The sequence below is a fragment of the Rhizobium sp. 10PS4 genome (genome assembly GCF_032464805.1).
Classification (GTDB): Bacteria; Pseudomonadota; Alphaproteobacteria; order Rhizobiales; family Rhizobiaceae; genus Rhizobium; species Rhizobium laguerreae.
Map to the genome: position 1 here is coordinate 429,864 of NZ_JAWDIW010000003.1, position 22,626 is coordinate 452,489.

The following is a 22,626-nucleotide window of genomic DNA, read 5'->3' on the forward strand; positions in this document are numbered from 1 at the left end:
CAAAAAAGGAGCATGGTGATTATAGCTGATGCAACACGACGGCTTTCCTCCCAGTTCCGTCGTTTCAGCTGTTCCCCTCTGGAGGTTTATACCTTCACAATTAAAGGGCCACGGTTCTCCGTCGGCCCTCTTTTTTTGTCTGCGAAAATCACGGGTTGCTGCCGGGTTTGATCGACCGGCATCCAATTCGTATGTCATAAAACGCCCAGGTAAAGCTGGCAAATGGCCATCGCGGCTTGCGGCTGTGATCTTTTGGGCTGTATGCGCTATGAGCGAACCACGGCAGCCGGGGATGGGAACAAATGACCACAATCACCATCGACGATGCTCTCAACCACGCGGGAGCAGGACGATATCAGCGACGGCTGATGGCCATCTTCGGCTTGGTCTGGGCAGCTGACGCCATGCAGGTCATCGCAGTGGGCTTCACAGCGGCTTCGATCGCCACGAGCTTCGAACTGACGGTGCCGCAGGCGCTTCAGACGGGCACGGTGTTTTTCCTTGGCATGTTTCTGGGCGCAATGGGGTTTGGTAGGCTTGCTGACAGGATCGGCCGTCGCGGCGTTCTGATCGCGACTGTCTCCTGTGATGCGGTCTTTGGCACACTGTCAATTTTCGCGCCAGACTTCACCTTCCTTCTGTTCATGCGCTTCCTGACCGGTGCAGCAGTCGGCGGGACGTTGCCGGTGGACTATGCGATGATGGCCGAATTCCTACCGGCGAAGAACCGAGGCAGGTGGCTGGTGCTGCTGGAGGGTTTCTGGGCCGTCGGAACCCTGGTTGTCGCAATTGCAGCCTGGCTGCTCAGTCTCTGGAGCGTGGCCGAAGCCTGGCGATTGATCTTTGCCGTAACAGCGGTCCCGGCGATTATCGGTTTCGGTCTGCGGTTTTTCGTGCCGGAATCGCCGCTCTATCTTCTGCGCAAGGGAAGGGGTGGAGAAGCAAAGGCGATCATCGACCGGATGATCCTGGTGAATGGCCGCCGTGCTCTGGGAGAAGAGGTTGACATAGCGCCTGCGACACCGACGCGTAGTGTCGGAATATTCTCCCACGCTCTGCGGCGTCGAACCGTTCTGATCCTCGCGGTTTGGTTTCTGGTATCCATTTCTTACTATGGTGTCTTCACCTGGATGCCTCCGAAACTTGCCGGGGACGGCTTTGGCTTCGTTCGAGGCTACGGTTTTCTTGTGCTGATCGCGCTTGCCCAGATCCCCGGGTATGCGCTCGCTGCCTACGGCGTCGAAAAGTGGGGGCGGCGTCCAACGCTTGTGGCATTTTGCATCCTTTCCGCGATGGGATCCATTTTGTTTGTCGTCGGCTCATCCGCACTCTTGGTAGCGTCGTCACTGCTCATCATGAGTTTCGCGCTGCTTGGTACGTGGGGTGCACTCTACGCCTATACGCCAGAGCTTTATCCTACTGCCTCCAGGGCAACCGGAATGGGTGCCGCCGGTGCTATGGCTCGGCTTGGAGGGCTGCTTGCGCCATCGTTGATCGGTCTTTTTGTGACTAAAGATTTCGGCCTGGTCATCGGGATTTTCGCTGCGTTGCTGCTGTTGGCAGGTGCTGCAGCCTATTTCATCGATGCCGAGACGCGCAGTGCTAAGCTAGCCTAGAAGCCGTTTGGCCGATGCGTTGGCTTCCATCTCAGGATCGCGGGGGGTAGGTCTCGTCAACCCTGGTTTTCACGTTGACGTTGGCCGCCTGGCAAAGGGCACCGAGAGCAGGGCGCAGCCGGTCAGGACGGCAATCACCATCCAGGCTTCGTTGATCGCCTGGACGCTTGCCGCGGTCTGGACCAGCGGATCGAGCAGTGCCGTGGTATCCGCGTCGAAGCTGCCACTATGCCCCGATATGGTCTGAAGAGGTGCGCCGACGAATGTCGCAGCCTCGACGTCGCCGGCTTGAAGACGGGTCCAGAGGCCTTGTCCCAGCGGCTCCGAGCGCGTGTAGATGATGGTGTCGATGAGAGCGATGCCGATCGCCCCGCCGAGATTGCGCATCAGATTGAAAAGTCCGCTCGCGTCGGGGATGCGGTCTGGTGGCAGAGTGCCGAGCGCCAGCCGCGTCGGCGGCAGTAGGCAGAACATGATGGCGACGCCGCGCACGACCTGCGGCCAGAACATCGCGTCATAATCGGTGCGAGGATCCTGAAAAGCGCTCATCCCGACACCGACCGCAAACAGCGCGAAACCGGCCGCCGACAGCAATCGCGCGTCCATCCGCTTCTCCAGCGCCACCGCGATCGGCGCCGTGATCAATTGCGCGACGCCGGTGACCAGCATCGTCATGCCGATTTGGAGGGCGTCGTGTCCCCTGATGAAAGCGAGAAAGACCGGCATGAGGTAGACCGAGCCGAAGAGGCCGATGCCGAGCACGAAGCTCAGAACCGAGCCGACGAGAAAGTTTCGATCGCCGAAATTGCCGAGATCGACGATCGGCCGGTTTCTGCGCAGCGTTCGCCAGATGAAGACACCTCCCGATGCAAGGCAGACCGCCAGCAGGCTGAGCACATAGGCTGAGCCCCAGCCGCTCGTCGGCGCCTCTTTCAGGCTGAGCTCCAAGCTCGTCAGCGCGGTTGCCATCAGCAGAAGCGACAGACCGTCGAGATGCCTGAGTTCGGACGGATCGGTCGCCTGCCTCGGCAAGGACCGTGCCGCCAGGATTGCCGAGGCAATGCCTGGGAGGATGTTGATCAGGAACAACCAGTGCCAGGAGTAGGTTTGCGTCAGCCATCCGCCGACGATCGGTCCGACGGTCGGGGCCAACACTGCGAGAACGCCGGCGATCGTCGTCGCAAGTGCCTGGCGCTCGTTCGGGAAGAGAATGAACACGGCTGAAAACACCGAGGGGATCAGGGTTCCGCCGGAAAAGCCCTGAAGCACCCGCCAGGCTACCAGCTCGCCGAAGCTGCCGCTCATCGCACAACCGGCGGAGGCTGCGACGAACAGGCTGATGGCGGTAACGAACAGCCATCGCATCGTCAGAAGCCGCGTCAAGAAGCCGGTGAGCGGGATCGCGACCACTTCGGCGATGAGATAGGCCGTCTGTATCCAGCTCATCTGATCCGGATCGATACCCAGCGCCGACTGGATGGTCGGCAGCGATGTCGCCACCACCTGGACGTCGAGGATCGCCATGAACATGCCGACGCACATCGCCATGAAGCCGAGCCAGACGATGGCCGGTGTTTCATCAGGGCGGGCAGATTCAAGTCGTTCCGACATGCGATGATCCCGCGCGCTGCATTCTCCACCCAGGGTGCGAAGACTAAGGCCGATCCTATTTACGATCGAGACGGCATGCCGCAAACAAAGACGTGGAGCGCAATTCCGCCGACGCCGACACCATAGTTCGGATGAGGACGGAAGGGATAGGGATCTGCCAACACAAATACGTCACCAACGCGAACCAGCCGTCCCATGCCCGACTCGATGGAATCCGAGAGCGCCCCGACGAGGTCTTCCTGCAGTTCGGTGCGCGTCGCTGAGAGCCGATCCGGAGGCGCTGCAGAAATTTCCGATCGGCAATTGACGTGTCGGCGGGAAACTGACTATCAATCTTAAATCAATTTGATTGACATCAAAAACAACGGGATCGCCGGGATGAGGTTGAGCAAGGATGCACCCCGCCCATTTGCATCGAAGCCGGCTTTGCGGAAGCAACCGCTCCGATCGGGCTTGGCCACGCGATCATCGGCAACATTTCCACCCGCCGCCTTCTACCAAAAGGCCGCTGGCGCCATACCCAATTCCGCTCCCGGTAATGCGCCGGAATACGCATGATCCGATCTTCAAGAGGAAAGAGTGACCATGTCCACACCGCGACCAAAAGCCCTGCGGCTTGAAACCCTTTGGAACCCGCCTGCGGATGGCAAGGAATTTTCCTACGTCCTGCGCCTCAAAAATCTGGGCACAGAGCCGCTTTCGAATTTCTCGCTGTGCGTCAGCGGTCCGGGTCGCGTCGATCCGGCCGGGCGCGTCGAAGGCGCCACGGTTTCGCAGCGGCTGTCGAATTTCACCGAATTCCAGCCGCCGGCCAATTTCGTTCTCGGCGCCGGCGAGACGTGGACGATCTCGGTCTACGCGCTGAGCTGGCAATTCCGCCACTGGACGGATGGCGCGACGAGCGGTTATCTCGCCCTTTCCGACGGCAGCACGATCGTGCTCACCATAGAGCCGACGCGATCTTCGGTCAGCAACGCCCCATTGAAGCGTGGCGCCGAGATCTATCCGGTGCCGGTCAATGCGCCTGTTCAGGTGTCGATCATCCCCTGGCCGAACCATGTGGCGGTCGCCTCGCATCGGCCACTGCCGGCCGGTTTTGCGCCGCAGGCGCAGAGCGCTGCAGGGGAGGCGGCAACACGCAGTTTCGCAGCGCTGGTCGAGCATCTCTTCGCCGTCGAAGGCATTGTGCGGAGCGAGGCGGAAGGCGCGGTTCCGGTTGCCCTGAAGGATGCCGCCGGGCTCGGGCCGGAGGCCTATCGGCTGAGCTTCGAGGGTGAGGCGATCACCATCGAGGCCGTCAGCCAGACCGGCTTCCTCTATGGCCTTGTCACACTCGGCCAGATCTGGCGCGGTGCAAGGCTGCATCCCGAGGTCTTCCGGTTTCCGGCCTCCGGCGAGATCGTCGATGAGCCGTCGATGGGTTGGCGCGGCCTGCATCTCGACGTCGCCCGCCAGTTCTATGGCGCGGCTGAAGTCAAGAAGCTGCTGGCGGTGCTGGCCTGGAATAAGCTCAACCGCTTCCACTGGCACCTTTCCGACGACGAAGCCTGGCGCGTCGAGATCGACGCCTATCCTGATTTGACCGCGGTCGGTGCCTGGCGCGGCCACGGTCTGGCCGTTCCGCCGCTGCTCGGTTCGAGCCCGGCCCGCACCGGCGGTTACTACACCAAGGCTGCCATCCGCGAGATCGTCGCCCATGCCAAGAGCTTCGGCGTAGAGATCGTGCCGGAGATCGATGTCCCCGGCCATTGCTACGCCATGCAGCAGGCAATACCGGAGCTGCGCGATCCGGCCGAGATCGGCAGCTATTATTCGGTTCAGGGCTTTCCCGACAATTGCATCAATCCGGCCCGCGAGAAGACCTATGAGATCATCGAGACGATCCTCTCCGAACTCATCGAGCTCTTTCCGTTCAAGATCATCCATCTCGGCGCCGACGAAGTTCCGCTTGGCGCGTGGTCCGGCTCGCCGGAAGCGCTCGAACGCCTGCGTAGCGTGGCGGGCGACGAGGTTGCCGATGCGCATGCCAAGCGGCTGAACGTCGTGACCAATACCCATGGCGCCGACGACATCCACGGCTCGGGCGCCGCCATCCTGCAGGCGGAATTCCTGAGCCGCGTCCAGCGCTTCCTTGCGAGCAAGGGCTGCATCACCGGCGGCTGGGAAGAGGCGGCCCACGGCGATGTCATCGACAAATCGCAGAGCTATCTCTGCAGCTGGCGCAATGTCGAGGTCTCGGCCGAACTTGCCGAGCGCGGCTACGAAATCGTCGTCTGCCCCGGGCAGGTCTACTACCTCGACATGGCGCTCAGGCCCGACTGGGACGAGCCGGGCGCCAGCTGGGCGGGGACTTCGGATGCCGAGAAGCTCTACAATTTCGACCCCACCGGCGGCTGGACGGCGAGCCAGAAACAGAAACTCCTCGGCATTCAGGCCTGCATCTGGTCCGAGCCGATGACGGATCGCGCCGTTTTCGACCGCCTCGTCTTTCCGCGCCTTTCCGCACTGGCCGAAACCGGCTGGACGAAGCCGCCATCCAAGTCGTGGGAGCGCTTCAGGGCGCTCGCGGGACTGATGCCGCTGCTCTACGGGCTGCAGCAGTCGTAGCGCGCGGATTGGGCCGCGGGTTTTGATGTGAGGATCCCCCCTTGCCATCGCCGGAGGCGGTGATGGCAAGGATACGGACATCGCTTTCAAGGGGTGTTGTCAGGTGCCGCGTCATCTGCCGTGGGCAGCTGACCTTCGGGTGCGGCGATACGAATAGGACGTGTTCCAATAGGCGCGCCGGTCGCGCAGTCGATGGTGACGGGATCGATCTCGGTTCCTGTTTCAGCGTCAAAGAAGCGGGTGACTGCGCCGCCGCCGCGGTGCTTGCGGCCCCAGGCGCCGATTGCAAACAGCACCGGCAGAAAGTCACGGCCGGCTTCCGTCAGCACATATTCGTCGCGCGGCGGACGCTCGGAATAGCGACGCTTTTCCAGCAATCCTTCTTCGGTCAGCGATGACAGCCGCCCCGTCAGCATTGTCGGGACGATGCCGAGGCTTTTGCGAAATTCATCGAAACGGGTCAGCCCCGCATGGGCGTCGCGCATGATCAGCATGCTCCACGCATCGCCGACGAGCGCCAGGCTGCGGGCGATCAGGCAGGGCTGTTCGGAAAGATTCTTCATGTCGATATCTTTTTAGTAGTGACTTGCTATCTTTTTGATAGTAACAGAGTGCGCATGGATGTTCCATGACAAAAACGAAGGCAGACATCGATGAGCAAAAGAGAACGCGGCATTGCCCTGGTCACCGGGGCCTCCTCCGGCATCGGGCTGGTGACGGCTAAGGCCTTGCTACGCGACGGTTACCGGGTGTTCGGCACCAGCCGAAGGCCGATGGCCGACACCGCCGACGGCATCACCATGTTGGTCTGCGACGTCATCGACGATCAATCCGTGCAGAGCGTCGTCGACGAGGTTCTGAAACGCACGGGACGGATCGATCTTCTCGTCAACAATGCCGGGATCGGCCTGCTCGGCGGCGCCGAGGAATCGACGACGGCGCAGGCCAAAGCCGTGTTCGACGTCAACGTCTTCGGCACGATGCGTATGACCAATGCCGTGCTGCCGGTGATGCGGCGGCAGCGCAGCGGCCGGATCGTCAACCTGAGCTCGATCCTCGGGCTGATCCCGGCGCCCTTCAACGCGCTCTACGCAGCGACTAAGCACGCGATCGAAGGTTATTCGGAATCCCTCGATCATGAAGTGCGCACGCAGGGCATCCGCGTCGTGCTCGTCGAACCAGGCATCACCCGCACCTCCTTCGAGGAGAACATCACGCGGCCGGACCGGCCGCTTGCCGTCTACGATGCGGTGCGCGCCGACGCGGAGAAGCTGATGCGCGAGATCATCTCAAAGGGCGATGCGCCCGAAGTGGTCGCCGCAACCGTCATCCGGGCTGCCAATGCGGCCTCGCCCAAGAGACGTTACACAGCCGGGAAAGCAGCAGGACAGGTGCGTTTCATCCGCCGCTTCCTGCCCGAGTCCTTCGTCGACAAGAGCCTCCGGAAATTCAACAAACTTCCCGGTTGAGCCAGCGCCGGCGTTATCGGTCAAGAGATCAAGGCTGCCCTCCCGCCCCGCTCACAGCGAACAAACACGTGTCGAGCGAAGGCGCTTCACTGTCGTTGCCGGTAGGCAGAGGGTGTGACGCCTGTGCCCAATTTAAATGCCCGTGTCATGTGGCTCTGGCTGCTGAAGCCGCAGGCCGAAGCGATCTGCGCGATTGGGTCCATGCCTGATAACATCGATTTGGCGCGCTCGACACGCCGGTGGGCCACCCAGCCATGCGGGGACACACCATAGCTTGCTCGGAACATCCGCTGAAAGTGAAAGGCGCTGAGCTGCCCGATCGCCGCCAGATCCTGCAAGCGGATTGTCTCGCCGAGATGGGCCTCGATATACTCCAGACTCCGGCGCCGCACATGAGGAGCGAGGCCGCCGCTGATCACGCAGGGACGCATCGCTCCATAACGCGGATCAACGAAGAAGTCGTTGATCGCCTGCGTCATCGCTTCTTCAGCCAGCAGATGACCGCCCGTCAACATCGCCTTCGTCATCCGCCGAAGCGTGTGCGCCAAGGCGGGTGCATCTGCGAAGGTCAATTCGGGAAGTGCCATGAGCCTGGAATCGCGGTCAAACGTCTCCGCAAACATCCGGCGCATCTGGTCGTCGGGAACATACAGATGGACGAATTCGGAGAAGTCGGTGATTTCCCATTCGGACGAGTGCTCCTGTGGCATGATGCACAGGACCCCCGGACGGCCGCGCGCGCCGAGAATGCCATCCAGACGACGCGTTCCGGCGCCGCCTCTCAGATAAAGACTGAACGTATGACCGTTCGGCCGCTCATAGCTCATCCTGTCGTGTGCATTGCTCCAGATGGCCGCCGATCGCCCGAAACCCAAATCGATGGACTGTGACATCCGTGCAGTAGGGGATGCGGACAGAAACCTGAAAACCGAAAGGCGGCTATCTTTCACCAATTCTTCCCCACACAAGGCCACGCCTTGCGAACAGTACCGGTGGACGACCCGCATGGCGAGCGGGGAAGTCCGGGCAGATCGATTTCATAGCAAGAATCTGCAAGAGACCTGCTCGCGGTTCGCCTACTGGTCGCGAAAACGAGGATCACGCCATGGCAAATGCCGCTCTCTTCATCGCCACCGTCCTGATATGGGGGACGACTTGGATCGCCATTGCGATGCAGGTCGGTCCCGTGCCGGTCTTGGTCTCGGTCTTTTACAGATTTGCGGTCGCAGCCGTGATCCTCGTCGCCATCCTGGCTGTCATGCAGCGGCTCAAGTTCCCTGCCTTGCGCGATCAACCTTTCATCCTTGCGCAAGCGCTCTGCCTGTTCAGCCTCAACTTCATCTGTTTCTACAACGCCGCCGCCTTCATCCCGTCCGGGCTGATCTCCGTGATCTTCTCGCTCGCGACGATCTATAATGCCGTCAATGCGCGCCTCTTCTTCGGCGACGGCATTACAGGTCGCACGCTTCTCGCAGCGGCGCTCGGAGCAGCCGGCCTCCTCCTCCTTTTCGGACAGGACGTTGCCGTCGATTTCGATATGGGCACGTTGAAAGGGATCGGGCTCGCAGCGCTTGGCACGCTGTTTTTCTCGCTCGGCAATATGGCATCGCGTCGAAACAGCGCGGTCGGAATCTCACCGCTGACCGCCAATGCCTGGGGCATGACCTATGGCACGATCGTCCTTTTCTTCCTGATTGCCGTGACGCGAACGCCGATCGTGGCGCCGCCTGACATCACCTATCTTGCCGCCCTGCTCTATCTCGCGGCAATCGGATCGGTGATCGGCTTCACCACCTACCTCATGCTGGTGTCCCGCATCGGCTCCTCACGCGCTGCCTATGCCACCGTCCTGTTCCCGATCGTCGCCCTGTCGTTGTCGACGGTCTTCGAGGGCTACCACTGGAGTGGTCCAGGCCTGATCGGCCTGGCGCTGACGCTTCTCGGCAACGTGGTCATCTTTGCGCGACCTCTAGCCCGTCGGCCGCGGCAGTCGGATGCGAGGCTGCCGGCAGGCGGATAAGGGGCCGAGGTGTATTAGCCGAGCGGCTTTTGCAGGACGTCGAAGCGCGGATTGGTTTCGGAAAAGATCGGCAGGGCGGCGGCGCCGAGGATTGCCGTATCCTTGCCGGTCATGCCGATCATCACGCGGGGTACCGTCCGCTTTTGATTGGGGTCGATCGGGGTATGCAGCGGCTCCAGCCGCTCTGCAAGCCGCCGCATCAGCGATGTCGATATGCTGCCGCCGAGCACTATGGTCTGCGGATCGAAGGCAAGCTCCAGAAAATCGACGGTCTGCCGCAGCGGCTGGACGGCCTGATCCAGCCAGGCGTCGAGACCTTCGCCGCCCTTGGCGATCAGAGCATCGAGATCGTCGGACGACAGCTCCTCGGCATTGGCAATGCCCATGAATTCATAGGCGACGGCCGGTGACACATAGCGATCCAGACAGCCGCGCTTGCCGCAGCTGCAAAGCTTGCCATGCGGTTCGACGATGATATGCCCGATCTCGCCGGCATTGTTGCGGCTGCCCTTGTAGAGGTGACCGTCGAGGAACATTCCGGCGCCGATACCGCCGCCGCCTGCGAGAAACAGATAGACGAAGCTGCCCAAACCGCGGGCGACGCCATGAAGACGCTCGCCAATCGCGGCTGCCGTCGCATCGTTTTCGACCAGCACCGGCACTCTGACCCGCTGTTCGAGCTCAAGCGCGACAGGAAAATCCTGCCAGCCGGGCAGGCTCTGCGGGCTGAGCGACGTGGTGCCGCCATCGGCATAGCGGCCGGGCAGGGCCATCCCGACGCCGAGCAGCCTGTTCCGGTCGAATGTGAAGGCCTGCTGAAGATCCTCGACGATGGACTGGAGAGCCGGCATCGCCCTTTGCGGATCGGGATGTTCGACGTGGCGTTCGATGCGCGCGCAAACGGCGCCGGAGAGATCCGTCAGGACCCCGCTTGCGCGCTGGCGGCCAAGTTCGAGGCCTATCGAATAGGCGCCGCGCGGATTGATGGTGTAAGGGATGATCGGCTGGCCGCGCGCCAGCTTCTGCGCCTCGGACGGAACGAGAAGGTGCGATCTCTCCAGTTCCTCGACGATATTCGAAACAGTTTGAGCAGTCAGCGCCGTCATCCGGGCGATTGCCGCGCGCGACAAGGGACCGTTGGTGCGGACAGCCTCGATCACCACACGCCGGTTGTGAGACTTGGCCTGCTCGAGATTCGTGCCGGAGATTGCCTTCATGTCGCCTTCAAAGGAAATGCAGCATCACCCTTGTCACAAGACGAACACTGATGAAAGCTCCATTCTTCGTCACGTCCTGTTTGCCGTGGCATCGGCTCAATGGGCATGGTGTCTCTGCAGAAAGCCGAGGAGCGCTATCCCCGATAGTCCTGTGACGGCGCTCAGGATGGCGGTTCCAGAATAGCCGGTCACATAGGTGCCGGCGGCAAAAACCAGCGCGCCGATGCCGGCGCTGGCAAAGATGTTGACGGAGATCAGCGCACTGCCGAGCCCCGGTCGGTCGGCAATCAGATCCTGCAGATAGGTGATCGGAAAGCTGATGATCGCCGCCGCTCCGATGCCGGCGAGCACGGTGAGCGCATAGAGATGCCACGGCTCAGAGGCAAGGCCGAGAAGGCTGAGGAAGACGGCGTAGATGATGGTGCCGGCGGCAAGCGCCGTCATTTGGCCGGTTTTCCGGGCGATCCGCGACCAGATGATGATGAAGACGACCTCCAGCAATGCGACGATGCCGACGAGAATGCCGACATCGCTAAGCCTGCCATGCGCGGCACCGGTGACAATCAATGGCAGCAGGGCGTCATTGAGATGCAGCGTGCTGGTGATCAGCGCCACCCCGCAAATATGCGCGGATATTCGCGGCGAGACCACCTGGCGAAGCGCACCGAGATAGGTGAGATGATGAACTGCTGCCATCTCCGTCGCCGCCCGCTTCGGCAAGGCGAACAGGATGATGCCCTGGCAGAGCAGACACGAGATGGCGGCAAAGAGGTAGGCCGGCAGCATGCTCGATGCGCCAGACAGCAGCAGGCCGGTGATGCCGGGGATCAGCACCCAGGACAGCGAGATCATGGCGCGCACGCCGGCGTTGGCCGTCACCATCTCGCTTCGGCTCATGCCGTGCATCGCCGCACGCGCATTGGCAAACAGCAGCGAGTTCAGCGCCCCGTAGATCGGCAGCGGCAGCAAGCCGCTGATGACGAAGACGGCCGCGGTTGGAGAGGCGTAGACCATGCCGTAGCCGACGATGCCGAAGAGGCAGGCGCCGATCATCGTCGATCGGTACTCACCCAGCCGGTCGGCGAGATTGCCGAGCAGAATGCTGATGACGACGTTCACCGCCGCGGAGACGAAACTCAGGAAGGAATAGAGGCCGTCGCTCAAGCCCAATTCGCGGATGCCGATGATCGAGCGGTAGGGTGCGGTCATCGCCCCCGCCATCCCGAAGGTGAAAATGGCGATCATGCAGGCGCGGATCGCCGGATTGCGGAAGACGTCGGGAAAAAGTCGGCTCATGCGGTCATCGATCAGACGTAAGCCGGCTTCACAACCTGCCCCTCTTGTCTTCCTCAGGGTTTCAGTAATGTTCCGATTGTGAAAAGGTCCGCGCGAGTTCGGCCTGGCCGGCCGTGAGGCCGCAATCGACAGGCAGGCAGACGCCTGATATCGCTGCGGCCAGGGGACCGGCGAGGAAGGCCACGGCATTGGCGACATCTTTCGGATCGACGACGCGCTGCAGCGGATACCAGCGGCACGCTTCCTCGAAAACGTTGGGATTGGCTGCCGCGCGTGCTTCCCAGGCCTGCGTTTTTACCGTACCGGGCGCGACGGCGTTGGACCGGATGCCGAACTTGCCGTATTCCACGGCGACCAGTCGGGTAAAATGCAGAAGGCCTGCCTTAGCGACGCTATAGGCCGGGTGTCCGAAGACATGCATGCCGTTGACCGAGGCGATGTTGACGACCGAACCCCTCGAGGCCTTCAGCATGGGCTCGAATGCGCGGAAACATAAGAATGCCGCTTCGAGATTAAGCGCATTGTCCGCCCGCCAGATCTCGGGCGTCGTCTCATGCAGGCTGGTCGCGCGGGCAGCACCCGCATTGTTGACCAGGGTTCGAACCACGCCGACGTCGGCAGCGCGTCTTGCCAATTCGGCGATGCTCGTCTCGCTGGTCACATCGCTTTGGACGGCGATGAAGCGATTGTCCGGCCCGAGCTTCAATGCCACGGCAGCTGCGGCCGCGGCATCGATGTCGGCGAGCAACACGACGTCGTGGTCATCGGCGAGCCGTGCGGCGATCGCCGCGCCGATATCGCCTGCAGCGCCGGTAACGATGGCTATCGACTGCGTCATTCCGTAGCTCCCGTTCATGAACCTCAATCTCCAAGCAATTGCCGGTCGTCGCCGTCACGGTGAATGACAAGCTGCTGCTTGATACGCCGAAGCGTGGTCGTCGCCTTCGGCTGAACGGCATAGGCGACCAGGCTCGACAGGATATCGATCGTCGCGATGTAGGCGATGCGCGTCGAGGTCGGGCGATAGATATTGTGGCCCTCGGGAAGGTCGATCGCCACGACGATTTCGGCCGCCTTGGCAACCGGGCTGGCCGTCTGGGTGAGCGCGATCGTCTTCACCTTGGTCTGGCGGGCAAGCTCGAAGGCGCGCACCAGCTCCATATTGCGCCCCGAGAAGGACGAGCCGATCAACACGTCGCCGGGTCTTGCCGCGGCAGCCATCATCAGCTGCATGCTGTGGTCGGAACTTGCGGTGATACGAAGCCCGAGACGGAAGAGCCGGTTCTGGAGCTCGTCGGCAATCATCGACGAATTGCCGCCCGACCCGAACGCATAGATCATATCGGCCTTGGCGATATGCGAAACGGCGGCTTCGATCGCGGTAAGATCGAGTGACCGGTGCAGGAGAAAGAGCGCGTTCTGGGCTTTGGTGATGATATCCTGGGCGACATCGGCCGGATCGGTGCTTTTCGATTCCGGTTTCAGATAACGAACGCCGATATGGGCGGTGCGGGCAAGCTGCACCTTGAAGTCGGAAAAGCTCTCGCAACCGAGCCGCCGGCAAAAGCGCGTGACGGTCGGCGGCGATACCTCGGCCCGTTCCGCCAGCTCGATGATCGAGGCATTCACGGCAAATTCGAAGTCGTTGACAATGATCTCCGCGATGCGGCTCTCGGAGGGAGAGAGCCGACCCCTATCTTCCTGCAACGTCGAAAAGATATCCAAACCCGTCCCCCCGATGGCTCGCTATGCGTCCTTCTTCTTATAGGCCACGCAGTCGATCTCAACCTTGCAATCAACCATCATCGACGATTGCACACAGGCGCGTGCCGGCGGATGTTCGCCGAAATACTCCTCATAGATTTTGTTGAAGGTCCAGAAATCGCGTGGATCATCGAGCCAGACGCCGACGCGCACGACGTCCTCGACGCCGTATCCGGCCTCATCGAGGATCGAAAGGATGTTGGCAATCGTCTTGTGGGTCTGGGCGATAATATTGCCGTCGATGATTTCGCCATTTTCCATCGCAACCTGGCCGGAAACGTACAGCCATCCGTCGGCTTCGACCGCACGTGCGAAAGGCAGCGCCTTGCCGCCGGCGCCCGTTTGAACAGTGCCATAGCGCTTGATCGGCATGCTGGAGTCCTTGCAAATTATTTTCTTGATAAGTTGACAAGTGACCATAGAAAGCAGAATTTGACCAGTGAAAAACGCGATTTATGAAAAGAATTTCAATCCGGGGCTGATATGCGCGATCCTTTCCAGAATCCATTCCCGTCCGACAGCGCCCGGCATGCCATCTGGGAAATGCTCGTTGCGCGCGATATCGATGCGTTTCTGGCGGCCGATTGGTCGATGGTGGAACATGACTTCGTCGAAGAGGGCTTTATCGGTATCGATGCCCAGAAGCAGGTCAGCCCCGACAGGTGGCGTCTGGCATTTCCGACGCTGTCGGCCTATCGCCAGGAATGGCTGAGGCAGGCAAACGATTTCGCCGAGCAGAGTTTCGCAGAAGATGCGCGCATGGCGATCTTCACCACGACGACGCTTGAGGATATCGAAATCGAGGGCGAAATGGCCCTCGTTCGCAAGAAATTCGACGGCGGCATTACCAAGAGCGACGATACCCGGGACGTCCTGCAATGGCAGACGCTCTATTATTGCAGGCTTCACCAAGGACGCTGGAAAATCTCAGGTTTCACCGGCTACCTGCCGAACCCGATGGGGTAGAGCAGAGCCGACAACACGAAAGCGACTTACTTGCGCATTTTCACGGCGGCACTGGCGACCGAGACCAACACCTTTTCCCCGATCTGCGTGGATCGCCGCGCATTCGAAGCCTCGCTTTATGCGCCCCCCGGTCAACATCCCGAAACGCCGACGCTGTGCACTGCGCCGATCACCGTCGGAAGGCGCGTCACCCGGGAAAAGGGTTGGGAACTGATTGAGGGAACCGCCACCTGGGCAGACCCCGCAGGCCTCGTCAACCGGGCGACCTACGAGGAATTGCGTGACGAAATCCTCGGGCAACTCAGCGCGGCAATGCCTGTCGACGCCGTTGTCATGGGCCTGCACGGCGCCATGGTGGCAGCCGGATACGAGGATACGGAAGGCGATCTTCTCTCACGCATCCGCGAGATCGTCGGGCCCGATGTCCTCATCTGCGCCGAGCTCGATCCGCACAGCCATCTCACCGCAAAACGCGTCGCCGCTCTCGATTTCGCCGTCTATTTCAAAGAATTTCCGCACACGGACTTCGTCGACCGCGCCGAGGACCTCTGGCGCATTGCGGTCGAGACGCTCGAAAGCCGCGTCAGGCCTGATATGTCGGTGTTCGACTGCAAGATGATCGACGTTTTCCCGACATCACGCGAGCCCATGCGTTCCTTCGTCGACAAGATCATGCAGATCGAGAAGGATGATCCGGACATCCTGTCGATTTCGGTGATCCACGGCTTCATGGTGGGCGACGTTCCCGAAATGGGAACGAAGCTGCTTGTCGTGACGGACAATAAGCCGGAAAAGGGCGCGGATTTGGCGCGCGAACTCGGCCTTGAACTGTTTTCGAAGCGCGGCACCTTCATGGTTCCGCAGATCGACGAGAAAGAAGCCGTCGCGCGCGCGATGACTGCCACCGCATGGCCGGTCGTTATCGCCGATGTCTGGGACAATCCGGGCGGCGGCACAGCAGGGGATGCGACTGTTATCCTCGGGGAGCTCATGGCCCGCGGCGTCACGAGTGCTGCGATCGGCACCATCTGGGATCCGATGGCCGTCCAGATTTGTTTTGCGGCGGGCGAGGGGGCGGAAATTCCGTTGCGCTTCGGCGCCAAGTCGGCGCCCGGCACCGGCAATCCCGTCGACGGCACCGTCAAGATCGTCAAGCTGGTGAAGAATGCAGAGATGCAGTTCGGCGAGAGCCTCGCACCTTTCGGCGATGCCGCACATATCGTGCTTGACGGCATCGACATTATCCTCAATTCGACGCGCGCTCAAAGCTTCGATCCGAGCCTTTTTTCGGCGATGGGCATCGACCCCGCAAGGCAGAAGATCCTGGTGATCAAATCCACCAACCACTTCTTCGCGTCCTTCTCGAAGATCGCGGCGGAGATCCTTTACTGCTCGGCCGGAACGCCCTATCCCAATAATCCGGCGACGACGCCGTACCGGCGGGCACCGAAGACCATATGGCCGATCATCGCCGATCCACACGGACCAGAACGCGGAGCCGCCTAGATGCATGACAACCGGTTTGCCGTCATCGCCAAGGCAGGCGACAGAATCGCCGATCTGTCGACGCCGCGTCCTGTGATCGACGAAGACAGGCTGGCGGCAAACATAGACCGCGTTCAATCCTATATGGATCAGCACGGGCTGAACTTCCGCCCGCATATCAAGACGCACAAGATCCCGGCTCTCGCCGTCGCGCAGGTTGCCGCCGGCGCCAAGGGCATCAATTGCCAGAAGGTGACGGAAGCCGAAGTCTTTGCCGAAGCCGGCTTCGAGGATATCCTCATCACCTTCAATATCCTCGGACCGCAGAAGCTCGAGCGGCTGGCCAGGTTGAACGAGAGAATTTCGGCCCTCAAGGTCGTCGCCGACAGCGAAGTGACGGTCGACGGGCTCGCGGCGCATTTCTCCGGCCACAAGCCGCTGAACGTACTGGTCGAATGCGATACCGGCGGCGGCCGCTGCGGCGTGCAGACACCGGGGGAGGCGGCCTCGCTCGCCAGACGCATCGCCGCTGCCGACGGCCTCACCTTCGGCGGCATCGTGACCTATCCGAAGCCGCAATCGGCGGCCCCCGTGGAAGCCTTCACCGCCGAGACGCTGAAACAGCTGAAAACGGAAGGCCTAACCTGCCCGATCGTCAGCAATGGCGGAACGCCAAGCCTCTTCGAGGCGCATCTCGTCATCTCAGCCACGGAACATCGCGCCGGCACCTATATCTACAATGATCGCCAGATGGTGCGCATGGGCCATTGCACCGAGGACGATTGCGCGATGCACGTGCTGGCAACCGTCGTGTCGCGGCCAAACGCCGACCGTGCCGTCATCGATGCCGGGTCGAAGGCGCTGACATCGGATCTTCAGGGTTTTAGCGATTACGGGTTGATCGTCGGTTATCCCGAGGCGCGGATCAGCAGTCTCTCGGAAGAACACGGCGTGATCGATCTTTCGAATTGCACCGGCCCCCGGCCGCAAATCGGCCAGAAGCTCTTCATCATCCCGAACCACACCTGCGTGGTGTCCAATCTGTTCGACACGATGGTCTTCCATCGGGGCGGCATCGTCACCCGCGTCGAGGATGTCGCGGCCCGCGGTCTCGTCTGGTAGGAGGCGGTTGCGGCTGAGGGCGAAATGGCCCTGATCGCCAAAGGCCGCGGCTGTCGATGAATTACTCGCGATCAGGCGGCTCCTGGCGTCCAAATAGCGACAAGCGTGACGTCATGTGCCGGTCGGGGAAGCTCGCAGCGGTAAGATACGTACCTTCTCGGAAGCGAACGTCCAGACTAAGGTGCCCCTCGGAGAGCGAATATTCTGGCCATAGCGCGCCCAACCCATGGTCTTCGACATGTCACAGCACACGGTGCGACAGGTGGTGGTAAAGAACGCGGCCGATCCAGCTGAAAGCGAGTGGCTGCAGCAAGCAAGAGCTGGTGACACATCGGCATTCGACCAGCTCATGAAGCCCTATCGCAAGCCGCTACACACGCATTGCTATCGCATGCTCGGCTCGCCCTTTGATGCCGACGATGCTCTGCAGGAGACACTACTCGGTGCATGGCGTGGCCTAGGGTCTTTCGAGGCACGCAGTTCGCTCGGCACGTGGCTCAACAGCATCGCCACGCGCATTTGCCTTCGCATGATTTCGAGACGCCCTCGGCGTCTAGCGTCAGGCGATCTCGCCCCGCCGCTTCGGTCCACAGCCGAACTGGGCGAGCCGGTGCAGGGGCCCGTGTGGCTGGAACCAATGCCGGATAGCGAACTGCTGTACGGGAGTGCGCCCAACGAAGATCCAGCAGCGATACTGCTGCGTCGCGAATACATAGGACTTGCATTCGTTGCCATGTTACAGCACTTGCCCGGCACGCAGCGCGCCGTACTGCTGCTACGCGAGGTGCTTGGGTACTCGGCCACCGAGACCGCCGACATCCTTGGAACCACCGTGGCCTCAGTCAACAGTGCGCTGCAGCGCTCTCGACAAACGGTGAGGGCGAAGAAGCCCGCAACCGTGCAGTCGGGCGAGATGCTGCAAGTTGATGCGCAGGGGCTCGAACTCCTGCTGCATGCCTTCGTATCCGCTTGGGAACGCCGCGACGTCACAGCAATGGTGAACCTACTAGCCGATGATGTCCGCTTCACAATGCCGCCGCTGCCGGCATGGTTCAGTGGTCGCGAGTTTGTCGGAAAATTCTTCGCAGAACGCGTGTTCGAGACTCCCTGGCGGCTCCACTCTTTACGCGGCAACGGCCAGCCCGGATTCGCCTGCTATCTGAAGCAAGCTGGTGACGACCGCTTCCGGCCGGGTGGCGTCGTGCTGCTGAGCGTGTACGACGGCCACATTACTGCCATCGACAGCTTTCTTGACCCTGCAGTCTGCAGCCGGTTCGGAATGCGCGACGAGTTTCACTAGGAATTTTCGCCACGGAGCGATGAGTTTCCGCATCGCTATGTCTCTAAGGGAACGACAGGCCCGAAAGGTTCGGGACTGCATCACTCGTTCAGCAGAAGGACATTCGCGATGGCCAAGCTCGTCGTCAGCATTCTGAGCTCCCTCGACAACTACTGCGCCGGCCCGGATGGCCGGCTTGACATGCTGCCAATGGGGGAGGCGTTCGACGCCCACAATCTTGAACTCTTGCGCAACGCGGGCACGCTGCTCTTCGGTGCAGTCACGTTCCCCATGTTCGAGGCCTATTGGCCGAATGTCGATCGCAGTCCGTCCAACGACCCGGTGCAAAGCGAGATCGCCGAGCGTGTCGACGCTGCACGCAAGCTCGTCGCCAGCGACACGCTGGTTCTGGCAAAAACGTCGCCTTGGGCCGGCACCGAGGTGGTGAGCAGGACACGCGTGCATGCGCGGATCGCTGAACTCAAGGCTCAGGCCGGTGACGACCTGCTGATCTTTGGCAGCCGCATTCTCTTCAATGACTTGCTTGCACATGGCTTTGTCGACGAGTTTCACCTTCTGGTGGGCAACGTCGTGTTGGGTGAGGGCGTGCGTACATTCGAGCCTGGCTTGAGTGCACCGTTCAAGCTGCTGGGCGAGCGCAAGCTCGCAGGCTCGGATATAGCAGCCTTGCACTACGACTGCCGGGCGCACTGTTTGCGGACGCCGTCGGGGCGTCCGCTTGCCGGAGCAGGTGGAACAGCACGATGAATGCTCTCCAGATGGGCGAGTAGCGCGGGGTCGGGAAACTTGCCTCGGAGTGAACGTCTGCTCTTAGGCAGTGTCTCCGCCGGCCTTGCCGGCCAGAGCGGCCGGTAGCGAGGTCAGCCATGCGAGTGTGTCCGCGGCGGAAAACAGACGTGCTCGCCGTGTTCAGTGCGCCGCTGTTCCGAGCGCTGCGGCTAGTAGGTCGGCGAGGCCGCGCCCGGCGCTGCCGTCCTCATCAAGGCGCGGATTGTAGATGGTGATCTCGATACCGACTGCCGTGCCGCTCGCCAAGGCAACCCGAAGCGCGGTTTCTAGCTCGTCCCATGTTAACCCGCCCGGCACGCGGAAATCGACAGCCGGCATGATGCCGTCGTCGAGGCAATCGGCGTCGAGATGGATGAAGAAGCCATCCAATTCCTCTCGCGTCAGGTGGTCGACCGCTTCGCGCACGGCCGCCTCGATGCCCATCGCGCGCACGGCGGGAAGGTCAATCGCCTTGAGCTCCTTGAGAAGCGGCTGGCTTCCGTACTCCTCCTGATCCTTATGATCGCGATATGCGAAGGCGACGGCGTCTTCGGAACGGACCAAAGGACCGCGACCTTCAATGTCGGTCAAGAGCGACGGGCCGTGGCCGGTGACCAAGGCAAGATCCATCGAGGCGCCCTCACCATTGGGTTCCGCCTCGGGCTGGAAGAAATCGGCGTTGCCGTCGATGAAGAACAGGCCGTAGCGGCCGCGCCGTCGAAAGGCGAGCATCGAGCCCATCAGGATCGTGCAATCGCCGCCGAGTACAACCGGAAATCTGCCCGCGTCAAGCACCGCTTCCACCGCGTCGGCGAGCTTGGGCGACCACGCCGCGATTGCCCTGGCATTCAGGATACCGGTCTCGGGATCGGGCATAGGGTCCTTCGGTGGCACCGCCAGACGCTCGGCGCGGTGCGCATGGATGCGCTCTGCAAGACCGAGATCCTGTAGTCGGTCGGGCAAGTGCTCCACACCTTCGGTCGCCAAGCCCAGCGTGGAAGGAGCTTCGAGAATTGCATAGGGAAGGGTCGGCATGCGCGCCTCCGTGAGCGAGTCATTTTGCGGAGTAGGTCACGGCCTCGATCTTGTGACCGTCCGGATCGCGGACGAACGCTCCATAATAGTTCGCATCATAACTCGGCCGCAGGCCCGGAGCGCCATCGTCGCTGCCGCCATATTTTAGTGCTGCTGCGTAAAATTGATTGACCATCGAACGGTCCTCGACAGCAAAGGCGATATGAGTGCCATTGCCCACGGTCGCTGGTTTTCCATCAATCGGAACCTGGACGCTGAAATGAAACGTACCACTGCCGTAACCAAGTCCACCCTCGTCCTCGGCCATCGGCACAATTCCGACGATGGGTAAAACGGCGTCGTAGAAGCGCTTCGAGCGCGCAACATCATTCGTCCCAACCGAGACATGGTGGATCACGACTACCTCCGCTAGCCTTGTCCCCCTAACGGCAGCTTTTGGTCATTGTTCCCTCAAACCGTTGTTTGCAATCACCTCGCGTGTCATTTCCTGCCCGCAACCGATCCCTGGCAGGACAAACCTCTGAAACGGAGCCAGTCGGTTCAAGCCGCCGTCGGGTTGATCACGTTCATATCGATTTCGGTCAGCTCAACGCGCCGCTCGAAAGCTATGCCCGCCTCGTCGAAGAGGTGGCAATCTGCGGCATTGATGCCGGTCGCGACCGGCGCGCCCGCACGGATGCCAACGCTGCCCGGCAGCATGGCGCAGAAATTCTCGGACTCTCCGTTGAGCGAGGCGTAAGCGACGGTATTTGCCCCGAGGCGCTCGATGACTGTCGGGGTCACGGTAAAGACGATATCGCCGCCGCCAAGCTGGATATGCTCCGGCCGGATGCCGAGCGTTAAAGCCTTGCCGGCCATGCCGTCGCGCGGCGTCACCGGCAGAACGGCTGTCTGGCCTTGATAATCCACCTCGACGCCATTGGCGCTGACGCCCTTGCAGATTACGGGCAGGAAATTCATTTTCGGATTGCCGATGAAGCCGGCGACGAACTGGTTTGCGGGTTTGTGATAAAGCTCCAGCGGCGCGCCCGTCTGGGAGATGTCGCCGGAATCCAGCACGACGATACGGTCGGCCATGGTCATCGCCTCGACCTGGTCGTGCGTCACATAGATCATCGTCGCCTTCAACTGCCTGTGCAGCTTGGCAAGCTCGATACGCATGTCGGCGCGCAGCGCAGCGTCGAGGATGTCGCGGCCCCGCGGGGATGGCTTAATCGCGGTGCAGCCCCGCGGAAGGGGTCATGGCGATCACTACTCTTGCGACCGCCAAGCAGACCTCAGTTCTGCAGGGCCCAATCCGCTACCTGCCAACGCATCTGCCCATGGTCGGCAACGACACGGCCGAGCCCTGGAAAGGGCATGTGCGTGGCGGCGATGAGGGCGCCTTCGGAAGCGGCGCGAGGAAAGAACCGGTCGCGCATGGCTTTGGCTGCGGCAGGATCCTGCTCGAACAGGAAGAACACGTCGGTCGCCCCAGGATGAACGACGGGAAAGATCATATCCGAGACCATGATGAGGCTCTGTCCGCCATCTTGGACCCGCACGCCGATATGGCCGGGTGTATGGCCGGTCAGGTCGACAATTGAGACGCCCGGCACGATTTCTCGCTCTCCGTCGATCGCCTGAAGTCTCGGATAGAGGCGCACGACCTCGTCGGCCATCTTGAAGCTGGTCTGCAGATAATCGGGTGCGCCGCTGCGCTTGGCCGGATCAGTCCAATGCGCGACGTCGCGGCGATCTATATAGAGTTCCGCCTTGGGATAGTTGTTCTTGCCTCCGAGGATCAGACCGCCCATGTGGTCCTGATGCATATGCGTCACGATCACCGCGTCGATCTGGTCGGGCTGCAGGCCGAGCGCGGCGAGCGCCTGCGGCAGTTGGCCGGTCTGGCCGATCGAGCCTGCCGCACCGGCATCGATCAGGATGCGGCGTTCGCCATCCTCGACGAGATACTGGTTGAACAGGAACCGCACCCCGCCCGCGCGGGCGGTGAACTGCGCGACTGCCGCCTGTTCGACCTCCGCCGCGGTTCGCCCCGGAAAATAATCATAGGGCATATCCGCATAGCCGTCCGTCAACGCCGTCACCGTGAAACGACCGATGCGGATCTGCGCGAGCGGCGTAACGCTGACCGGCGCTTTGGCCGTAGCCGGTGTCGCGGCAAGCGCGGACGCGCCTTCAATCATTCCTCCGCCGAAAAGGCTTCCCCCAAGCAAGCCGAGTGGGAGAGCGCTTGCAAAGGCACGGCGCGAAAGTGTGGGCATGACGTCCTTCCTGATCATTGGCAATACGGGAAACCGAACAGCGCCGGTGAACGACGTGAAGCTATGATATCCACAAACAGTACGGT

The 22,626-nt window shown here is 61.5% G+C and carries 20 protein-coding genes and 1 pseudogene; 9 read left to right on the forward strand and 12 right to left on the reverse strand.

Annotated features, from left to right (window positions below):
• Window positions 1-302: 302 nt before the first annotated feature.
• Complete coding sequence (locus RWJ89_RS07775) at window positions 303-1,616, forward strand: MFS transporter (RefSeq protein ID WP_131662525.1); 1,314 nt, start codon at window positions 303-305, stop codon at window positions 1,614-1,616.
• A 69-nt stretch (window positions 1,617-1,685) separates the two neighbouring features.
• Here RWJ89_RS07775 and RWJ89_RS07780 read toward each other — a convergent pair whose 3' ends face one another.
• Window positions 1,686-3,227, reverse strand: coding sequence for a DHA2 family efflux MFS transporter permease subunit (locus RWJ89_RS07780; RefSeq protein ID WP_316030803.1), 1,542 nt, complete (start codon window positions 3,225-3,227; stop codon window positions 1,686-1,688).
• Window positions 3,228-3,812: 585 nt separating this feature from the next.
• On the opposite strand from RWJ89_RS07780, the gene RWJ89_RS07785 reads away from it, so the two are divergent.
• Entirely contained in the window at window positions 3,813-5,834 is a 2,022-nt protein-coding gene (locus RWJ89_RS07785; protein WP_221947870.1) for a beta-N-acetylhexosaminidase, read from the forward strand.
• A gap of 86 nt (window positions 5,835-5,920) precedes the next feature.
• On the opposite strand, the gene RWJ89_RS07790 is transcribed toward RWJ89_RS07785, so the two are convergent.
• Window positions 5,921-6,397 carry a winged helix-turn-helix transcriptional regulator gene (locus tag RWJ89_RS07790; protein ID WP_316030804.1) on the reverse strand — a complete coding sequence of 159 codons (477 nt, stop codon included), beginning with the start codon at window positions 6,395-6,397 and terminating at the stop codon, window positions 5,921-5,923.
• Window positions 6,398-6,487: 90 nt separating this feature from the next.
• Between RWJ89_RS07790 and RWJ89_RS07795 the strand changes: the two genes are divergently transcribed.
• Window positions 6,488-7,303, forward strand: coding sequence for an oxidoreductase (locus RWJ89_RS07795; protein WP_168305058.1), 816 nt, complete (start codon window positions 6,488-6,490; stop codon window positions 7,301-7,303).
• A gap of 86 nt (window positions 7,304-7,389) precedes the next feature.
• On the opposite strand, the gene RWJ89_RS07800 is transcribed toward RWJ89_RS07795, so the two are convergent.
• On the reverse strand, window positions 7,390-8,130 hold the full coding sequence (locus RWJ89_RS07800; RefSeq protein ID WP_316030817.1) for an AraC family transcriptional regulator: 741 nt from the start codon (window positions 8,128-8,130) through the stop codon (window positions 7,390-7,392).
• Between the two features lie 278 nt (window positions 8,131-8,408).
• Between RWJ89_RS07800 and RWJ89_RS07805 the strand changes: the two genes are divergently transcribed.
• Window positions 8,409-9,323: a DMT family transporter gene (locus RWJ89_RS07805; RefSeq protein WP_316030805.1), complete on the forward strand. Its 915-nt coding sequence runs from the start codon at window positions 8,409-8,411 to the stop codon at window positions 9,321-9,323.
• A gap of 14 nt (window positions 9,324-9,337) precedes the next feature.
• Here RWJ89_RS07805 and RWJ89_RS07810 read toward each other — a convergent pair whose 3' ends face one another.
• The 5 genes from RWJ89_RS07810 to RWJ89_RS07830 form a co-directional block, all read right to left on the reverse strand.
• On the reverse strand, window positions 9,338-10,540 hold the full coding sequence (locus RWJ89_RS07810) for an ROK family transcriptional regulator (RefSeq protein ID WP_316030806.1): 1,203 nt from the start codon (window positions 10,538-10,540) through the stop codon (window positions 9,338-9,340).
• Window positions 10,541-10,636: 96 nt separating this feature from the next.
• The gene (locus RWJ89_RS07815) at window positions 10,637-11,836 is read right to left on the reverse strand and encodes an MFS transporter (RefSeq protein WP_168259017.1); all 1,200 of its coding nucleotides are present in this window, start codon (window positions 11,834-11,836) and stop codon (window positions 10,637-10,639) included.
• A 61-nt stretch (window positions 11,837-11,897) separates the two neighbouring features.
• Window positions 11,898-12,674 carry an SDR family oxidoreductase gene (locus RWJ89_RS07820; RefSeq protein WP_077980268.1) on the reverse strand — a complete coding sequence of 259 codons (777 nt, stop codon included), beginning with the start codon at window positions 12,672-12,674 and terminating at the stop codon, window positions 11,898-11,900.
• Window positions 12,675-12,697: 23 nt separating this feature from the next.
• Window positions 12,698-13,561, reverse strand: coding sequence for a MurR/RpiR family transcriptional regulator (locus tag RWJ89_RS07825; protein ID WP_077980064.1), 864 nt, complete (start codon window positions 13,559-13,561; stop codon window positions 12,698-12,700).
• Between the two features lie 21 nt (window positions 13,562-13,582).
• A complete protein-coding gene (locus RWJ89_RS07830) occupies window positions 13,583-13,972 on the reverse strand; it encodes a RidA family protein (RefSeq protein WP_077980065.1) in 390 nt (129 codons plus the stop codon).
• Window positions 13,973-14,083: 111 nt separating this feature from the next.
• On the opposite strand from RWJ89_RS07830, the gene RWJ89_RS07835 reads away from it, so the two are divergent.
• The 5 genes from RWJ89_RS07835 (at window position 14,084) to RWJ89_RS07855 (ending at window position 19,220) form a co-directional block, all read left to right on the forward strand.
• On the forward strand, window positions 14,084-14,566 hold the full coding sequence (locus tag RWJ89_RS07835) for a hypothetical protein (RefSeq protein ID WP_131662227.1): 483 nt from the start codon (window positions 14,084-14,086) through the stop codon (window positions 14,564-14,566).
• Between the two features lie 30 nt (window positions 14,567-14,596).
• Window positions 14,597-16,072, forward strand: coding sequence for a M81 family metallopeptidase (locus RWJ89_RS07840; protein ID WP_221941291.1), 1,476 nt, complete (start codon window positions 14,597-14,599; stop codon window positions 16,070-16,072).
• Window positions 16,073-17,173, forward strand: coding sequence for a D-TA family PLP-dependent enzyme (locus RWJ89_RS07845; RefSeq protein WP_316030807.1), 1,101 nt, complete (start codon window positions 16,073-16,075; stop codon window positions 17,171-17,173). It abuts the gene before it with no gap.
• Window positions 17,174-17,399: 226 nt separating this feature from the next.
• Complete coding sequence (locus RWJ89_RS07850; RefSeq protein ID WP_245503789.1) at window positions 17,400-18,473, forward strand: RNA polymerase subunit sigma-70; 1,074 nt, start codon at window positions 17,400-17,402, stop codon at window positions 18,471-18,473.
• Window positions 18,474-18,581: 108 nt separating this feature from the next.
• Window positions 18,582-19,220, forward strand: coding sequence for a dihydrofolate reductase family protein (locus RWJ89_RS07855; protein ID WP_131662230.1), 639 nt, complete (start codon window positions 18,582-18,584; stop codon window positions 19,218-19,220).
• Between the two features lie 162 nt (window positions 19,221-19,382).
• Here the strand turns inward: RWJ89_RS07855 and RWJ89_RS07860 are convergent, their stop codons facing one another.
• The 4 genes and pseudogenes from RWJ89_RS07860 to RWJ89_RS07875 form a co-directional block, all read right to left on the reverse strand.
• Window positions 19,383-20,276 carry an arginase family protein gene (locus RWJ89_RS07860; RefSeq protein ID WP_316030808.1) on the reverse strand — a complete coding sequence of 298 codons (894 nt, stop codon included), beginning with the start codon at window positions 20,274-20,276 and terminating at the stop codon, window positions 19,383-19,385.
• 19 nt (window positions 20,277-20,295) lie between these two features.
• Window positions 20,296-20,673, reverse strand: coding sequence for a VOC family protein (locus tag RWJ89_RS07865; RefSeq protein ID WP_065284099.1), 378 nt, complete (start codon window positions 20,671-20,673; stop codon window positions 20,296-20,298).
• 143 nt (window positions 20,674-20,816) lie between these two features.
• Window positions 20,817-21,461: pseudogene (locus tag RWJ89_RS07870) on the reverse strand (ABC transporter ATP-binding protein); the annotation flags it as partial.
• Window positions 21,462-21,553: 92 nt separating this feature from the next.
• A complete protein-coding gene (locus RWJ89_RS07875) occupies window positions 21,554-22,540 on the reverse strand; it encodes an MBL fold metallo-hydrolase (protein WP_131628880.1) in 987 nt (328 codons plus the stop codon).
• Window positions 22,541-22,626: the final 86 nt, after the last annotated feature.

Bases quoted from the DNA above. Each gene is read 5' to 3' on its own strand.
- RWJ89_RS07775 (WP_131662525.1), top strand. From the start codon at position 303: ATGACCACAATCACCATCGACGATGCTCTCAACCACGCGGGAGCAGGA.
- RWJ89_RS07845 (WP_316030807.1), top strand. From the start codon at position 16,073: ATGCATGACAACCGGTTTGCCGTCATCGCCAAGGCAGGCGACAGAATC.
- RWJ89_RS07810 (WP_316030806.1), bottom strand. From the start codon at position 10,540: ATGAAGGCAATCTCCGGCACGAATCTCGAGCAGGCCAAGTCTCACAAC.
- RWJ89_RS07805 (WP_316030805.1), top strand. From the start codon at position 8,409: ATGGCAAATGCCGCTCTCTTCATCGCCACCGTCCTGATATGGGGGACG.
- RWJ89_RS07855 (WP_131662230.1), top strand. From the start codon at position 18,582: ATGGCCAAGCTCGTCGTCAGCATTCTGAGCTCCCTCGACAACTACTGC.
- RWJ89_RS07790 (WP_316030804.1), bottom strand. From the start codon at position 6,397: ATGAAGAATCTTTCCGAACAGCCCTGCCTGATCGCCCGCAGCCTGGCG.
- RWJ89_RS07820 (WP_077980268.1), bottom strand. From the start codon at position 12,674: ATGACGCAGTCGATAGCCATCGTTACCGGCGCTGCAGGCGATATCGGC.
- RWJ89_RS07850 (WP_245503789.1), top strand. From the start codon at position 17,400: ATGGTCTTCGACATGTCACAGCACACGGTGCGACAGGTGGTGGTAAAG.
- RWJ89_RS07785 (WP_221947870.1), top strand. From the start codon at position 3,813: ATGTCCACACCGCGACCAAAAGCCCTGCGGCTTGAAACCCTTTGGAAC.
- RWJ89_RS07795 (WP_168305058.1), top strand. From the start codon at position 6,488: ATGAGCAAAAGAGAACGCGGCATTGCCCTGGTCACCGGGGCCTCCTCC.
- RWJ89_RS07830 (WP_077980065.1), bottom strand. From the start codon at position 13,972: ATGCCGATCAAGCGCTATGGCACTGTTCAAACGGGCGCCGGCGGCAAG.
- RWJ89_RS07815 (WP_168259017.1), bottom strand. From the start codon at position 11,836: ATGAGCCGACTTTTTCCCGACGTCTTCCGCAATCCGGCGATCCGCGCC.
- RWJ89_RS07860 (WP_316030808.1), bottom strand. From the start codon at position 20,276: ATGCCGACCCTTCCCTATGCAATTCTCGAAGCTCCTTCCACGCTGGGC.
- RWJ89_RS07835 (WP_131662227.1), top strand. From the start codon at position 14,084: ATGCGCGATCCTTTCCAGAATCCATTCCCGTCCGACAGCGCCCGGCAT.
- RWJ89_RS07780 (WP_316030803.1), bottom strand. From the start codon at position 3,227: ATGTCGGAACGACTTGAATCTGCCCGCCCTGATGAAACACCGGCCATC.
- RWJ89_RS07875 (WP_131628880.1), bottom strand. From the start codon at position 22,540: ATGCCCACACTTTCGCGCCGTGCCTTTGCAAGCGCTCTCCCACTCGGC.
- RWJ89_RS07800 (WP_316030817.1), bottom strand. From the start codon at position 8,130: ATGAGCTATGAGCGGCCGAACGGTCATACGTTCAGTCTTTATCTGAGA.